Below are 14472 nucleotides of genomic sequence, written 5' to 3'. Positions count from 1 at the left end.
TAAACTTTTTTAATTTATAAAGTTTTCAGCATAAGTTATAATTTTGAGATAGAAACTAAAGTGTAGGTGAAAACTCAAATGAGAATTCTAATAGTAGAAGATCAGGAATCACTAGCACACACCATTGCAAGAAGACTTCAAGAAGTAGGCTATAGTACAGATATAACTTTTGACGGACAGGAAGGTCTTCATTTTGCAACGAGCACCAGCTATGACCTTATTATACTTGACATAATGCTTCCTAAGATTGATGGCATCAACTTGCTGAAACTTATAAGATTAAAAGGAATCCAAACACCAGTACTTTGTTTGACTGCTAAAGATTCAATAGAAGACAGAGTCATTGGACTTGATGCTGGTGCAGATGATTATCTTGTAAAGCCTTTTTCATTTGATGAACTTTTAGCAAGAATAAGAGCATTATTAAGAAGATATGCTCAAACAAGAGAACCAATAATCAAAGTAAAAGACCTTGTAATAGATACAAATTCTCACAAGGTCACAAGAGCAGGAAAGCTAATTGAGCTTACATCAAAAGAGTATTCTATTTTAGAATATCTTGCTAGAAATAAAGGCAGAGTCCTTACACGCTCTCAGATAGCCGAGCATGTATGGAATTATGATTTCGAAGGAACTTCTAATATAGTTGATGTTTATATAAGGTATCTTCGTCGAAAAATTGATGATGGTTTCCCTGAAAAACTTATTTATACTATCCGTGGTGTAGGATATATGTTGAGGGATGAAAAATGAAAAAAAATTTTCTTAAGTGTTTAAATATAAGATTAAAACTTACTATCTGGTATTCAATAATGTTAATGGTCATAGTAGCTCTGTTTAGTCTTTTTTTGTACCTTCTTATGTTTCAAACTTTAGAAATAAGCGAGAGAAGTTTTTTGCAGGACTTTGCATATGAAGTTGCTTTGAGAATAAACATTTCGAAAGACAGCAAAATTACTATCTCAGAGTCACACAGAATAATTAGCTCAGGAGCACAAATAGTAGTGTATTCCAAAAATAAAAAGATGATATATTCAACAAGTAATTTATTTGCAAAAAGCATAAAAAACATTCCTCTTGATACAAAGGTAAGAATGTTTGAATTAAATGGCAAAGAATGGCTTGTTTATGACCAGCGAATATATGATATGAAAAATAACCTAATCGGCTGGCTCAGAATTGGAAGACCATCTTCAACAAGAAGAATTATGAATAATTTGAAAAACGTAATATTTCTATCTATCCCAATTCCGTTTTTAATAGCAGTAGCAGGTGGGTATATCCTTGCTAAAAAAGCATTAAAACCCATTGACGATATAACAACAATGGCAAGAACAATAGGACATACCGATTTGAGCAAACGTTTGAATTTTCCAAACACAAATGATGAAATTGGCAGGCTTGCTTTAACATTTGATGAAATGCTGGAAAGATTAGAAAATGCATTCAAAAGAGAAAGACGGTTCTTATCAGATGCATCACATGAACTTCGAACTCCACTTGCAACAATTAAAGCTTTAGTAGAAGAAGCACTTGAAAGGAACTTAACTAAAGATAGGTATCATCAACAGTTACATTATATATACAGAGAAATATTAAAGATGAACAAAATAATATCACAGCTTTTTATGCTAAGCCGATGTGAAGAAGGTAACTGGCCTGTAGATTTTGAAAAGATAAATCTTAAAAACATGGTAGAAGATGTAATAGAGGAAATGAAAGAATTTGCCTTACAAAAAGAAGTAAAATTATACCATGATTGCAATAAAGAAATCTTTATTGAAGGCGACCAAACTCTGCTTACTCGTCTTTTTATAAATCTTATTGAAAATGCTATAAAATATAACAAAAAAGGTGGATGGGTAAAAACAAAAGTCGAGGAATTAGAACATCAAATAAAAATAACTATTGAAGATAGTGGCATTGGAATTCCTGAAGAGGATCTTCCTTTTATTTTTAATAGATTTTACCGAGTGGATAAGGCACGAACAACTGAGGGAATAGGTCTTGGTCTTTCTATCGTCGATTGGATTGTAAAAATTCACAAAGGCAGAATAAATGTCACAAGTAAAATTGGCATTGGCTCGTGTTTCGAAATTATATTGCCCAAAGAACAAAAATCTACAACTTAACATTTTAACATTATGGAATGAAAAGGATGAAAAAGGCAAATAGTTTAGCCAAATTTTAATAAATCAAAAATCTAAACCCTATTTAAAAGATCTATTATCTCCTCAACACTCAAAACTACCTCTGCTGCCCCCTTTTCTATAGCAACTCTTGGCATGCCAAAAACCACACAAGATTCTTTACTTTGCGCAATAGTCAAAGCCCCCTGCTTTTTCATCTCAAAAAGTCCATTTGCACCATCACTACCCATTCCAGTCATTATTATTCCAGTTGCATTTTCTCCATACCATTCCGCAACTGAGCTGAATAAAATATCACATGATGGCTTGTGATTATTTACTTTTTCAATATTGTCAAGCAGTCTTACATAATACTTCCCTAAAATTTTTTCAACAGCAAGATGTGTTCCACCCTTAGCTATGTAAATAACTCCATTTTCTATTTTTTCTCTATCTTCTGCTTCCTTTACCTGCCTTTGTGCAACTTTGCTAAGTCTTTCTGCTAAAGCTTTTGTAAAAGTTGGAGGCATGTGTTGAACAACCAAAATGGGTATTGAAAAATCCTTATTAAGAGATGTAAAAATCTTCTCTAAAACAGGTGGACCTCCAGTTGAAATTCCAATAGCTATTACCTTACTCTCTTTAAGCTTGTTTATTAAGTGACTTCTATTGTTATCAATACCACAAGTTACAGGAAAAACTTTTTTTTCTGATTTTTCTGATGTTGTTGTTCTTTTTATATTAACAAAAGCATAATCTTTTTGAAATATAATACCTTTAACTTTTTCCAATAAATCTTTTTTAAATTCATTAAATTCATCTTTATTCGCAGGTTTTAATATATAATCAATAGCCCCCCTGTTTAATGCTTCAAGAGTAATTTGCGCCCCTGGTTCTGTATAAGCAGAAACCATTAAAATCTTTGTCAATGGATTTATATCTTTTAAATAGTCAATAAGCAAAATACCATTCATGTAAGGCATCTCATAATCAATCAATGCCAGATCAATCTTGAACAAATTAGCTTTCCTTATTGCAATAAGAGGGTTTGTTGCTACAAATATAACATTATCTTCTTCCAAACCCCTCAAAGCTCCTCTTATAACCTCACACATAAGCTCAGAATCATCAACAATTAAAATCCTTTTCATTGTCTCTTTCACCGTAAAAATTTAATTATAATCTTCTCATATGTAATGAATTATATACAAAATTTCTTATAGTATTCAATAAAATTTTTTGTTGTTTTTTGGAGGCAAAATAATACAAAAAAGATATAATTAAAGTTTGTAGGCTATAATCGATAACTTTTCTTTGACAATTAAAATAAACAAGCTTTATAATTGAAATTGATTGGTTTAGAAACATAATGAAAAGGGTTGAAGAAAGATGACTATTGCGGTTTTAGACGGACAAGGAGCAGGACTTGGAAGGGAGTTTATAAAAAGATTAAAAAAAGAGTTTGAAGATAAAATAAAAGTTGTTGCGCTTGGAACTAACAAAGTGGCTATGCAAAACATGCTCAAAAACGGTGCAGATGTGGGATATTGCGGTGAGGACGAAATTGTTTATTTTTTATCAAATTTTGTGCCAGATGCGATTGTTGGCCCAATTGGAATTTTAACCTGCGGAGGAATAAATGGTGAAATCACTGCAAAGATAGCACAAATGGTATTTTCTTTAGAGTGCAAAAAGTATATAATCCCTCTTAATCTGCATGGAATATTTATTCCGGGAACAATAAATCTTTCAATTAAAGAAATATTCAATTACATAATCGAAGATATAGCAGTTAGCATAGAAAAAGAGGACAGGAGTTTATCTGCTCCATCCTCTTGAGTACTCTTCAAAACAGTCAAGACAGTAAAACTTCCCGTCCAAAACTCTTATTTTATTCTCTGCTGTCTTTTCACCACACCCTGTACATTCAACACTTTTGAAGATGCGTGCAGATGGTGGAATATTATCTTTTGGCTGTTTTAGTTCAAACAGCTGTGAAAGTGGCGCACTAAGTATAATTTTGAGTCTTTCCTCACGTGGCACGTCTTTTTCAAAACCTTTAAAAACAACCCTTATTCCTTCATTAGTGTCGCGTCTGAAAAAGGTAAATGCATGCTTGCCTCTGTCCTTCAAAATTAGATTTCCTTTTCCAATAGTAGTTCCCAAAATAACCTGAATAGCATCAACACCACAAGCATCTGTCTCTGTTATACACACAACCTCTTCGTCTTTTGAAAAAGTAAGATCAAGCTTTTCTATTGCTACTTCACATGCTCTAAATCCTATTGCAAGACCAGGGCAAATATGCCCATGAAACTCTATGCATTTTTGCCAAAGCGCGCTGTCCATTTTAAGTTTCACTCTCCTTTCTTACTACGCTACTGAACAAAATTTCTTTAGGCACATCAATCTCTGCATAAAAAGGTTTTATATCCAAAACAGGTGAGCTGTCAATAGCATCTATTCCTTTTACAACCAGGACATTTCCTTTTCTATCTACCAGTTCAGCAACATCCAATAGAATTGGATTTGGTCTGTTTGGCGACCTGCAAGCAAATACACCTTTAGGTACATCTGAAAAAGGAGTTTTTGTCACAAGAACATCTCTTTTAGCCTCATGTGCCCAGTAAAGTATGATAAGATACTTGGCTTCTTCTATATCCTTTAATCCATCAATGTATTTCTCAAAAACTTCTATATACGCAATATCCTCAGAACCTCTTCCCTGACGAGGAGCTTCATCTTTTGTTTTGTAGGAAGTGTGAAATATACCAATTGGGACAAGCTCCATAAAATTTCTCTCCTTTAATATTTTTATATTGTCGGAACTATAGGAACAACAAAAAGCTGGTCGTGTGAAGTTTCTACCTTTACCTCTATTCCATACACATTTGATATAATCTCAGGAGTGATAATCTCCCTGCCACCTGAGGCAAATACGCTTTTGTCTTTAATGAAGACAAAGTGGTCAGAAAACCTTATTGCCAAGTTTAAATCATGCAGGACACTAATTACCAAAATACTATTTTCTTTTGACAGCTTTTTTAAAATACTCAATACCTCTACCTGATTTTTCAAATCAAGATTATTTATTGGCTCATCTAAAAGCAAAATTTTGGGCTGCTGGGCAACGGCACGCGCTATCACAACTTTCTGCATTTCACCGCCACTCAGCTCATCCAAATACTTGAAAGCAAGAGGTTTTAGTCCAAACTTCTCTATAACACTTTCTACCACTTGCAAATCCTCTTTAGAAGGTATTATCCCCGAAAAATGAGGTTTTCTTCCAATCAAAATCGATTCGAACACCGTAAGCCTTGTACTTGCATACCTTTGTGGGACATATCCTACAACCTTGGCAAGATCATTTGATGAAAAACGACTTATATCTTTGCCATCAACCATAATAACGCCGCTTTGTGGTTTTAAAATTCTTGCTATGCACTTTAAAAAAGTGGATTTACCAGCACCGTTGTTGCCCAGGATTGATACAAACTGCCCTTTTTGAGCTTTTAACTCTATCTCTTTTAACACCTCAAAATCTTTAAAGGCAAAACTGAGGTTTTTAACTTCAAGCATTTTTATGTCTTCTTCCTCCTGATCAGAAGATATAGAAAAAGTGGAGCGCCCAAAAATGAAGTTACTGCTCCAACAGGCAAAACAATGGGCGATATTATAAGCCTTGCAACTGTGTCAGACAAAAGAAGCAAAAAACCTCCAACAAGTCCTGAGGCAGCCACCAAAAATCTCTGGTCATTTCCCACAAACCTTTTTGCTATATGCGGTCCCAAAAGACATATAAATCCTATAATTCCTAAAAAAGCAACAATAACTGATGTGACAAAACTGCTGATAAAAATCCCAGCAATTCTTTTCTTTTCAACATTCACACCAAGGCTTTTTGCTACATCTTCACCACTTTCAATTGCGTTGTAGTCCCAAGCATTTTTGAAAAAATATAACCATGAAAGCAGGACAAACACACACAGTATCTTGAGATCATTCCATGACGCTCTTCCAATATCGCCAAAGGTCCAAAAAACAAGTGCTGCAATCTTAACATCTGATGCAAAATACTGAATGATTGTTGTTGCAGCAGAAAAAAGCGAACTTAGCGCAACTCCAGAGAGCACAACACTTTCTGGTAAAAATTTTTTAACCTGTGCAAGCAAGATCACAACTATACTTGATATCATCGAGCCCAAAAACGCACAGGTAACTACTATTGACGGATTCAAAATCACAACAGAGTCAGAGGCAGAAGATGAAGTGGTGCCACCGCCAAGCAAAATTATACCAATTGCTGCACCAAATGCAGCACCCTGCGACACTCCAAGTGTAAATGGTGATGCTAAGGGATTGTGAAGAAGAGTCTGTGTGGCGCTACCGCCTATCGCAAGACCAATACCAGCTAAAATAGCGGCAAGCACTCTTACAAGTCTTATATTAAAAACAATTAACCTTGTTCTTTCATCTCCTTTTCCTATCAGAGTCTTAAAAACATCTGAAAAACTCAAATTTGATGAACCAATTACAATCGCATAAATTGCCAAAATAACTGTTAGACTTATCAGAATAATTAAAAAAATAATCTTTCGTGCAACCAACTTTTTGTACTCATTCTGAATTGTATTGCTTTTCATTTTAAGCTCCAAAACTCCTTTTAAAATTTTTCATCAGTCAAGTTTTATTTTTGTAAATCCGCCAAACTTTTTTGCCATTTTGCTGTAAAGAGGTTTCCCCAAGAAAAATTTATAAACCTCATCAGCTCTCTTTACAGGATCAACATCTTTGAATCTTTCAGGATATACAGTCTTGGCAATCCAGAAGGTATTGGCAATTACCGTATCAATATTAGTCGAATAGAAGTTGTACGGCAACTGACCATAGACTCTTCCAGTTTTGAAAGCTGAAAGAGATTTGTAAAAATCCTGATTTTTCTTGTAATCCTGCTTTACAATCTCAAGGTTTGCTTCATCAATAAATATAATGTCTGGGTTCCATTCCAAAATTTTTCTTTATCAACCATAAACCATCCTTCTTTTCCACTTGTGTCTGCAACATTTAATGCATTAATAGCTAAAAAAGGAAAATATCTTCCCCACGTGCTTTCAAAACCGTGTCCACCTTTAAAGCTTATCGCTCCAATGTACACCTTTGGTTTTTTATTATTTGGAATCTCTTTTGTTCTACTTTGGAAAAAGCCTTTTAATCTCTGCATGTAATTTATAAGTTCTTCAGCTCTTTCATTCTTTCCAACAATTTGTCCTATAATTTTTAAAGACTTGTAAACATTCTCATCAAACAAAAGTTTATTTCCATAGTCAAGTACAACTACTGGCACATTAGTTTTCTGCTGAAGATTATCTGCCTTTGCCCTGTCCAAAAAACCTGCAGCAAATATGATATCTGGCTTTATTGAAATAAGTTTTTCTGGGTCAGGAGAAGAATCTGGTCCGCCTTGCCCAATCACAGGTAATTTTTTGAGTTCAGGGTATGCCATGATATATGTCCTTGAACCTTCTTCCCACATCTTTTCAGCGTTTTCAATTCCAACTATATTCTTTGTCCCGTTGACATACAAAACAAGTCTTAATGCTCCAGGGCCTATTGCAACAATTCTTTTGTTCTTCTTGTTTTCAATTTCTACTTTTCTGCCAAGAAGGTCTGTAATGATGAGTTTAGACAAGGGTTTTTCTTGTTTTGCTTGTTTTGCTTGGCCAGAAAATGTGCTGGATATAATTAAGAAGAAAAGACCCAAAATTGTAAGAATACTTATTGACTTTTTTCTTGCCTTAAAGTAATACGAACAAAAATCTCTGCCCCTCATTAGCTTTTTACCTCCTCTGTGTATATTTGTAAATAAAATAATAAAGCCCACAAAAGGTGATATTCTCACCCATCGTGGGCTTTGTTCTCAAAATCTTTAGTTATACCTTTCTCGAATTTATCTTACCACCAACTCTAAATATTTATAGCACCTTCGTGGTGCTATTTAAGAATAATTCCGACTATCTTGATGCATTTAATTCTGCTTTTAATCTATAATCACTCTATCAGTTTGATTAAGCAATTCATCTAATATTATAATACTAATCTCATTTACAATTTTCAACCTTGTGTCATTAGTTATAAATATTTGTGCCTTTTCAGCTATTCCTGTTGCAATAAATATTGCATCTGGAGTTTTTATTTTATATTTGGCACATAATTTTGCAGCAAGGGTTGCTATATCCTTATCCACTTCTTTAATTATTAAGTTTGGAAATGTAGCTAGGAGTACTTTGTATTTATTCACAAGGACTATATTTTCTTCTTGAAAAGGCTTTGAAAGTAATTCAGTATATACAAGGCTAGAAGTTACCCCATATAGTTGTCCTTTTTGGATTTTTTCAAATAAGGACTTAACTAATGGAAAATAAGTTCTATTCTTCTCTATGAGATATATAAATAAATTAGTATCTAATTGCGAGTTTTTGCCCCACTTGTAAAAAATAAAAATCACCTGATTCTTGATTATTTTTTTGTTTGCTAAAATAGCAGCTTTTCCCACCATAAATTCTACAAAAATCTTGTAACAAGTATAAAAATACAACTCTATTGTTTAAACTCTCCACATGAAGAAAATAAAATTTATTCAATTTGCCTATTGCGTTTTTTTTTTTTTTGATATAAGTATTTATAGCTATTTTATCCATTGAAAGGAGTTGATAACTATCATTATACTCAACACCTCTTAAATACTTTAATCCTATTTATTTTGTTAGGAGGTTCTAATTTGTTGCACAAACACAAGAAGCTTTTTTTACTGTCAGGTGCTATCTTTGCAATATTATCATCAATACTTGCTGCCAATCTCTACATGAGTAATAATCCTCCTACACAAAACCTTCAACAAGCCTATAAAAAGCAAATTGTTCCCTGGAGCTACAAAAAACTTGGTATCACTAAAATGTGGAAATTCACCAAAGGCAAAAATGTAAAAATTGCTATTCTGGATTCCGGTATCGACCTCAACCATCCTGATTTAAAAGGCGCAAATATTATCAAAACTATTAACTTTATTGACCCAAACAAACCCGCTTTTGATGAAACAGGACATGGTACTTTTATCGCTGGCATAATCGCAGCTCAAAATAACAACTTTGGTATTGTCGGTATCGCACCTGATGCTGAAATTTTCATCTTAAAAATCTTAAATAAAAAACTTGAAGGAAAAGTTGATTTGGTAATACGTGCTCTTGACTGGTGTATAAAAAACAAAATCAACATTGTAAACATGAGTTTTTCTACATCATCTGATAATCCAAAACTCAGAAAAGCTGTTTCAAAAGCAGCAAAACATGGAATAATCATTGTTGCATCAGCAAGAAATTCATTTGGCTCAAAAGCAGGCTTCCCTGCATCATACCCCGAAGTTATTTCTGTTGCTTCTGTCAACTACAAAAATCAAATATCTCTGTTTTCATCTCAAGGTAAAATTGATTTTTGTTCATATGGAGAAAATATTCTGTCCACAACAAAAAACCAGAGTTATAAACTCTCAAGTGGAAACTCAGTTGCTGCTGCCCACTTAACAGGAATGATTGCTCTTATTTTAAGCAAACCAGAAAAGTGGGGGTTAAACCCTAAAAACAGCATGAATAAAGACAAAATTTGTAATGTGCTGATAAAACTATCAAAGGATCTGGGTGAAAAAGGTAAAGATAATATATTTGGCTATGGTCTTGTGAGATTCAAATAAAAAGAGTTCGGAGGGGTGTTAAAAATGAAAAACAAAATGAAAAGAATATTAGCTTTAATTGTTTGTATTAGCTTTATATTAACCTTTTTGCCTATCAATTCTGTCAGCTTTGCAAAGCCAAGATATGATGTTTGGAAAGATAAAATAAAGGTTTATGATGCCGACAAAAAAATCAAAAGAGCAGAAGCTGAGTATGAGGGGTATAAGTATATTGCAACGTTTGATAAAGATACAAATGAAATAAAATTAAAGGTCAAGCCAATTGCTACTAAAAAGTTTGATAAAAGTTTGGATAGCTCAAGCTTGAATGAAGAGAGAAACTTTTCTGTAAAAGTAGAATACTTTGATGGTGAGAATTTAAAAGCAAAGCTAATTGATGAAAAAACAAAAGAAGAGTATAATATTGGTGATTCTGACACTGTTTCGGCACAGTTTGTTATTGCTTTGCCTATTGCGGTAGGATTAATAGAGGCACTAATTTCGGCACTTTTAGCCATTGGTGAAGCAATTGTAATTGTCGGAATAACTTATATAGCAGCTTCGAGGATTCTAGAAAAGATAAAAAATAGTAGTTATGATTATTATATGGCAATAATTAGAAATAATAACGTTTATATTGGACCTGCAATTGATTATGAAACCGCTTATAATAGAGTTTCATTATTCGAAGGTGATGTTTTCTGCAGAACTGAAAGCAAAGCAAAAACTCTTGCTTTAAACGTTGCATATAGTAAACGAGGAACTATAATTGGACCAGAAAGACACAAAGATTATGCAAACTACTATCCACATTATCATGTAAAAGATGCGTATGGTTATAAGTTAGCTTCTCATATTTTTTTCCCATATTGATACTTGTATGCTATATAGTACAATTCAACGGGCTGTTTACAGCCGTAAATGACAGCCCGTTTGATTTTAAATAACCAATGATATTAAATTAATCAGATAGTATAAACTTTGTTAGTGATGATTGCTTATAACATTATAAGGAGGAGTGTTTTTATGAGAGAAATAAGCATTATTAATATATATAACCTATGTAAAGAAATATTGGAATACAAACCTGATGAAACCATAATAATTCCGCCTTCTTTACAATCAACCATTAATGCTTTAGTATTAAAGCCTGTAATTACTCCTAAAGCTGATATTCTGTTTGAAATAGCTCAGTACTTTCCCAAAGTTGGTGTAGAAAGTATTTGCTTTGTTAAAGGTAAAGATTTGAATTGCACTTTTTATAGGTTTTTAAATAACGTTCAGCAGATTTTGTTATTTGACCACGAAAATTGTATATTATATGGATATACAATGAAAAAGGTAAATAGGGATTTAATAGAAATAAAAATCGTACAAGTCGACCTTTGTCATGCCCAGGAAAGAATAATTTTCAATTTTTCAATAGGCTATTTAGACCAAAGCCCAGAGAGTGACTCTATAGAACCTCTGTATCTTAGCGCTTTAAATCAAAGATATTTTTTAATTATCACTCCAATTATACCTAATTACCCAACGAAAATTGCAAAAATTATTGATACAGAAAGCAAAGAAGAAATTCAAATTAATCCTTATTTATTTGAAAATCACAATATATTTGAAATAGCAGACTTTAAAGTTATTCAAACGCATGAAAATAAGAAATATCTCTTAATAAAAACAGGTCGAATATGTTCATTTGAGAAAAGAGATTTTTACAATTCAAATTCTGCTCAATACACAGACAAAATTGAAACTTTAATTGTAGCACCCATTGAAGAACTAATTGATGAGGCAATAAGCCAGAAAAAAATTGACTTTTCAAAGTACATTATTGCAATGGCAGATCAAAGCCAAACTATAGAATTTGAACCTTTTCTACATTTTGATAAAATGTTCGCGCCTATAATTGCTAAAAATTTACCTTTCATTTTATATTCAAAAGAAAGTTTTAACAAAAATAGCATAGATATTTTCAAATTTGATTTAGAAAAAAGAGTTGCTTGTAAAATAGCAAGTTTTGAAGGAGAAACACCTTTTATAAATTGTGATGACAAGGGGTATTTTGTTGTAGAAGCAAGCTACTCTAATCTACCTGATTCAAATCTACAAAAATTAATTCTTGAAAAAATATACCTTGAAAATTGTCAAAGAATGAAAGAAGAGCTCATGATAGAAAAGGACGAAATATTCGAAAAGCTATATTCTTATTCATCTAAAGTCAGTTATATTGTAACAAAAAACACTTTAAAAGGAGAATTCAAAGTGTATTTTCTGGATGATAAAAAATCCTATTTGACAATAAAATTTGATGAAGGTTTTGTGCCTGTTTTGGATATAGCCAAAAATGAAATAAATGCATTCATAATTTATCCTAATTTTGTAAAAAAATTAACTTGTTGAATAAATTAGCTTATTGAATAAAAATTATTACCAATAGAGTAATAAAAAGATAACAATTATTGATTCCATTCATAAGCAAAAGAAAATTTTTTGCCTTCTAATTTTCTGAGAAACTGTTCAAGCAAAAAGTTTTAAGTAATCTAATCGGTATGCCTTTTGTAACTTTTAAATCCTCTTAACCTAATATTCTCAAGGTTATACTCACCTTTCAACTTGCTAAAAAGTTTTTCTATTTTCATTACTTAAGCTTGTGTGTTGGTTTGGTTTTTACAAATTAAAATTATATCACAAGGGGGATTTTTTACCCATTACTGTATTCTTGTTAATATGGATTATCTCTTTTATTCAACAACTTTTTAACTTTTTTTCAAAAATCGAGGATAAATCATAATCGCATTAAGATCATTTGTTTTAGGGTTTACAACAAATAAGTAATTTTCTCCATAGCCTATTTTTGCAATAATCATATCATTATTTACTGAATATATAAGATTTTGTCCTGACTCAATGTTTTTTGTTTCAACAATTGTCTCATTATTAAAAAACTTTACATCATTTAAAATTTCATTTGATGAAATTGGAATTGGTAATTCAATAAAAAAAAGTTGGTTAGATTCGATATAATGTTTTATAAAGTATTTACTCGGTATTCCTCCTATTGCAAAAGGGTAAAAAGGAATATACATGATAAAGTGTTTACCTTTTTCTTTGTATATTGGAGGTATTTTTTCTAACGGGAATGGTAAAGAACCAATATAAGAACTCTTTTTAGTCTCTAAATTGTATGAAATAATATCAGTTTTTTTAGTTATGAAATTTTCTTTATAATATATGATTGAATAGGATTTGCCGTTTAAATAATATGGATTAGGTTGTTGAATAAAAATTATTACCAACAATACATAAAATGAGCAAAAGTTATTGATTCCATTCATATGCGAAAGAAAACTTCTTACCTTCTACTTTTCTGAGAAGTTGCTCAAACAGAAAAGTAATTAGTATCCAATCAATATACCTTTTATAATTCTTAAATCCCTTGAGCCTCACATTCTCAAGATTATATTCACCTTTTAATTTACTAAATAGTCTTTCAATCTTTGTTCTATGCTTGTATAGCTTTTTACCCTCTTCAGTTTCTAAAAATCTTATGTTATTTCTTCTAAAAACATTCTTAACATTGTTTTTATCTTTCATGTTTCTTTTGTTTATCCCAGCAACAAATTTAACTTTAAGCTCATTTGCTATATTAAACCATCTGTTACAATCGTATCCCGCATCTGCTAATACAATCTCACAGCCAAAGCCCCATGCTTCTTGCCAAAAGCTCTTCTTGTCTTGAGTCATGTTCATTTGCCCCTGTTAAAATCCAGAAAAGTGGTATTACTTCTTCTTTACCTGTACACAAAAGATGTAATTTGTATCCCCTGTAAAATCCTATTGTAATATGTATACCTATTTTTGCTTCTGAATCATTTTTGGCACTTCTCAAAGGTGTAGAATCTACTATCGCTATACCAATATCAGGTTCTATTTCAGCTATTAGTATCTCTCTTATATCTTGCATGTATTCTTCTTCTATTTTCCTTGACAACTTTGCAAAATATGAATAGTCCGGACTTTCTTCTATACCTATTGCTCTTTTAAACTCTGTGTCTTGATTTATTCGATATTCTAATTCTCTAAAACTCTTTATCCCCTTCTTAACTTTGTAAACCAGACAAGCTATTATTTGAAACAAATTAAATTTCCTTGGGCGTCCTCTTCTATTGTGCTTTATTCCCCTTCTCAGAGCTTCAGCAACCTTTTTCACTACAAAAAGTAGCTTTAAAAATTTCTTATTTTGTGCTTTAATATTCATGAGTATATCTTTTCCCCCTTGTGTTTTGTTGTGGTTTTCTATTAAATTAAATTATAACACAAGGGGCTTTTTTTTCATTTGTTACTATGTTTACTTTATATGGTTATTTCTTTTATTCAACAACCTCTGTACACTTACATAAAATGTGGCAAATTTATCTTCTTTTGGTGGTTTTGTAAGAGGACCTGACAAAGATGGTTATAGCTCTATTTATTTTTATCATTATCATGTTTATCGATATATAACATCAAGCTTTGTATATAAATTACCATGTCATATTTTCTTCCCATAAGGATAACTTAGTAGGGTTGTTGTAATTAAAACTGCAACAACCCTATGTCTTATGTTAAAAACAAAATAAG

13 protein-coding genes and 3 pseudogenes are annotated in these 14472 nt (G+C 32.0%); 6 read left to right on the top strand and 10 right to left on the bottom strand.

What is annotated here, in order from left to right; translation table 11 throughout:
* Positions 1 to 78 precede the first annotated feature (78 nt).
* Positions 79 to 753 carry a winged helix-turn-helix domain-containing protein gene (locus COB47_RS01300; RefSeq protein WP_013289623.1) on the top strand — a complete coding sequence of 225 codons (675 nt, stop codon included), beginning with the start codon at positions 79 to 81 and terminating at the stop codon, positions 751 to 753.
* On the top strand, positions 750 to 2132 hold the full coding sequence (locus tag COB47_RS01295; RefSeq protein WP_013289622.1) for a sensor histidine kinase: 1383 nt from the start codon (positions 750 to 752) through the stop codon (positions 2130 to 2132). The genes COB47_RS01300 and COB47_RS01295 overlap by 4 nt, the downstream gene beginning before the upstream one ends.
* 71 nt (positions 2133 to 2203) lie before the next feature.
* Here the strand turns inward: COB47_RS01295 and cheB are convergent, their stop codons facing one another.
* Positions 2204 to 3280 carry a chemotaxis-specific protein-glutamate methyltransferase CheB gene (gene cheB, locus COB47_RS01290; RefSeq protein WP_013289621.1) on the bottom strand — a complete coding sequence of 359 codons (1077 nt, stop codon included), beginning with the start codon at positions 3278 to 3280 and terminating at the stop codon, positions 2204 to 2206.
* 238 nt (positions 3281 to 3518) lie between these two features.
* On the opposite strand from cheB, the gene COB47_RS01285 reads away from it, so the two are divergent.
* On the top strand, positions 3519 to 3968 hold the full coding sequence (locus COB47_RS01285) for a DUF3842 family protein (protein ID WP_013289620.1): 450 nt from the start codon (positions 3519 to 3521) through the stop codon (positions 3966 to 3968).
* Here COB47_RS01285 and COB47_RS01280 read toward each other — a convergent pair.
* From COB47_RS01280 to COB47_RS01255, 6 genes and pseudogenes are all read right to left on the bottom strand, one after another.
* Positions 3948 to 4478, bottom strand: coding sequence for an FmdE family protein (locus COB47_RS01280; protein WP_013289619.1), 531 nt, complete (start codon positions 4476 to 4478; stop codon positions 3948 to 3950). The genes COB47_RS01285 and COB47_RS01280 overlap by 21 nt on opposite strands.
* Before the next feature lies 1 nt (position 4479).
* Positions 4480 to 4920, bottom strand: a complete 441-nt coding sequence (gene tsaA / locus COB47_RS01275; RefSeq protein ID WP_013289618.1) for a tRNA (N6-threonylcarbamoyladenosine(37)-N6)-methyltransferase TrmO — start codon at positions 4918 to 4920, stop codon at positions 4480 to 4482.
* A gap of 23 nt (positions 4921 to 4943) precedes the next feature.
* Positions 4944 to 5708 (bottom strand): ABC transporter ATP-binding protein, encoded by a 765-nt coding sequence (locus COB47_RS01270; RefSeq protein WP_013289617.1) that lies wholly within the window; start codon positions 5706 to 5708, stop codon positions 4944 to 4946.
* A 2-nt stretch (positions 5709 to 5710) separates the two neighbouring features.
* The gene (locus COB47_RS01265; protein WP_013289616.1) at positions 5711 to 6772 is read right to left on the bottom strand and encodes a FecCD family ABC transporter permease; all 1062 of its coding nucleotides are present in this window, start codon (positions 6770 to 6772) and stop codon (positions 5711 to 5713) included.
* A 33-nt stretch (positions 6773 to 6805) separates the two neighbouring features.
* Positions 6806 to 7959: pseudogene (locus tag COB47_RS01260) on the bottom strand (iron ABC transporter substrate-binding protein).
* Positions 7960 to 8166: 207 nt separating this feature from the next.
* Complete coding sequence (locus tag COB47_RS01255; protein WP_408605199.1) at positions 8167 to 8685, bottom strand: type II toxin-antitoxin system VapC family toxin; 519 nt, start codon at positions 8683 to 8685, stop codon at positions 8167 to 8169.
* A 225-nt stretch (positions 8686 to 8910) separates the two neighbouring features.
* Between COB47_RS01255 and COB47_RS01250 the strand changes: the two genes are divergently transcribed.
* From COB47_RS01250 to COB47_RS01240, 3 genes are all read left to right on the top strand, one after another.
* Positions 8911 to 9873: a S8 family peptidase gene (locus COB47_RS01250; RefSeq protein WP_013289614.1), complete on the top strand. Its 963-nt coding sequence runs from the start codon at positions 8911 to 8913 to the stop codon at positions 9871 to 9873.
* A 24-nt stretch (positions 9874 to 9897) separates the two neighbouring features.
* The gene (locus COB47_RS01245) at positions 9898 to 10725 is read left to right on the top strand and encodes a hypothetical protein (RefSeq protein WP_013289613.1); all 828 of its coding nucleotides are present in this window, start codon (positions 9898 to 9900) and stop codon (positions 10723 to 10725) included.
* Positions 10726 to 10878: 153 nt separating this feature from the next.
* Positions 10879 to 12252 carry a hypothetical protein gene (locus COB47_RS01240; RefSeq protein ID WP_013289612.1) on the top strand — a complete coding sequence of 458 codons (1374 nt, stop codon included), beginning with the start codon at positions 10879 to 10881 and terminating at the stop codon, positions 12250 to 12252.
* Between the two features lie 56 nt (positions 12253 to 12308).
* Here the strand turns inward: COB47_RS01240 and COB47_RS12440 are convergent.
* The 3 genes and pseudogenes from COB47_RS12440 to COB47_RS01230 form a co-directional block, all read right to left on the bottom strand.
* Positions 12309 to 12488, bottom strand: a pseudogene (locus tag COB47_RS12440) (ISNCY family transposase); the annotation flags it as partial.
* A 120-nt stretch (positions 12489 to 12608) separates the two neighbouring features.
* A complete protein-coding gene (locus COB47_RS01235) occupies positions 12609 to 13187 on the bottom strand; it encodes a hypothetical protein (protein ID WP_237698951.1) in 579 nt (192 codons plus the stop codon).
* A pseudogene (locus COB47_RS01230) lies at positions 13171 to 14110 on the bottom strand (transposase). Before COB47_RS01230 ends, COB47_RS01235 begins: the two are co-directional and overlap by 17 nt.
* Between the last annotated feature and the right edge of the window lie 362 nt (positions 14111 to 14472).

The sequence above is a fragment of the Caldicellulosiruptor obsidiansis OB47 genome (assembly GCF_000145215.1).
Lineage (GTDB): Bacteria > Bacillota > Thermoanaerobacteria > Caldicellulosiruptorales > Caldicellulosiruptoraceae > Caldicellulosiruptor > Caldicellulosiruptor obsidiansis.
Note: the sequence above shows the minus strand (reverse complement) of the source record. Positions and strands in the feature narration are given on the sequence as shown.

Coding starts and splice junctions, on each gene's coding strand:
- COB47_RS01300 (WP_013289623.1), top strand. CDS start 79: ATGAGAATTCTAATAGTAGAAGATCAGGAATCACTAGCACACACCATT.
- COB47_RS01295 (WP_013289622.1), top strand. CDS start 750: ATGAAAAAAAATTTTCTTAAGTGTTTAAATATAAGATTAAAACTTACT.
- cheB (WP_013289621.1), bottom strand. CDS start 3,280: ATGAAAAGGATTTTAATTGTTGATGATTCTGAGCTTATGTGTGAGGTT.
- COB47_RS01285 (WP_013289620.1), top strand. CDS start 3,519: ATGACTATTGCGGTTTTAGACGGACAAGGAGCAGGACTTGGAAGGGAG.
- COB47_RS01280 (WP_013289619.1), bottom strand. CDS start 4,478: ATGGACAGCGCGCTTTGGCAAAAATGCATAGAGTTTCATGGGCATATT.
- tsaA (WP_013289618.1), bottom strand. CDS start 4,920: ATGGAGCTTGTCCCAATTGGTATATTTCACACTTCCTACAAAACAAAA.
- COB47_RS01270 (WP_013289617.1), bottom strand. CDS start 5,708: ATGCTTGAAGTTAAAAACCTCAGTTTTGCCTTTAAAGATTTTGAGGTG.
- COB47_RS01265 (WP_013289616.1), bottom strand. CDS start 6,772: ATGAAAAGCAATACAATTCAGAATGAGTACAAAAAGTTGGTTGCACGA.
- COB47_RS01255 (WP_408605199.1), bottom strand. CDS start 8,685: ATGGTGGGAAAAGCTGCTATTTTAGCAAACAAAAAAATAATCAAGAAT.
- COB47_RS01245 (WP_013289613.1), top strand. CDS start 9,898: ATGAAAAACAAAATGAAAAGAATATTAGCTTTAATTGTTTGTATTAGC.
- COB47_RS01240 (WP_013289612.1), top strand. CDS start 10,879: ATGAGAGAAATAAGCATTATTAATATATATAACCTATGTAAAGAAATA.
- COB47_RS01235 (WP_237698951.1), bottom strand. CDS start 13,187: ATGAATGGAATCAATAACTTTTGCTCATTTTATGTATTGTTGGTAATA.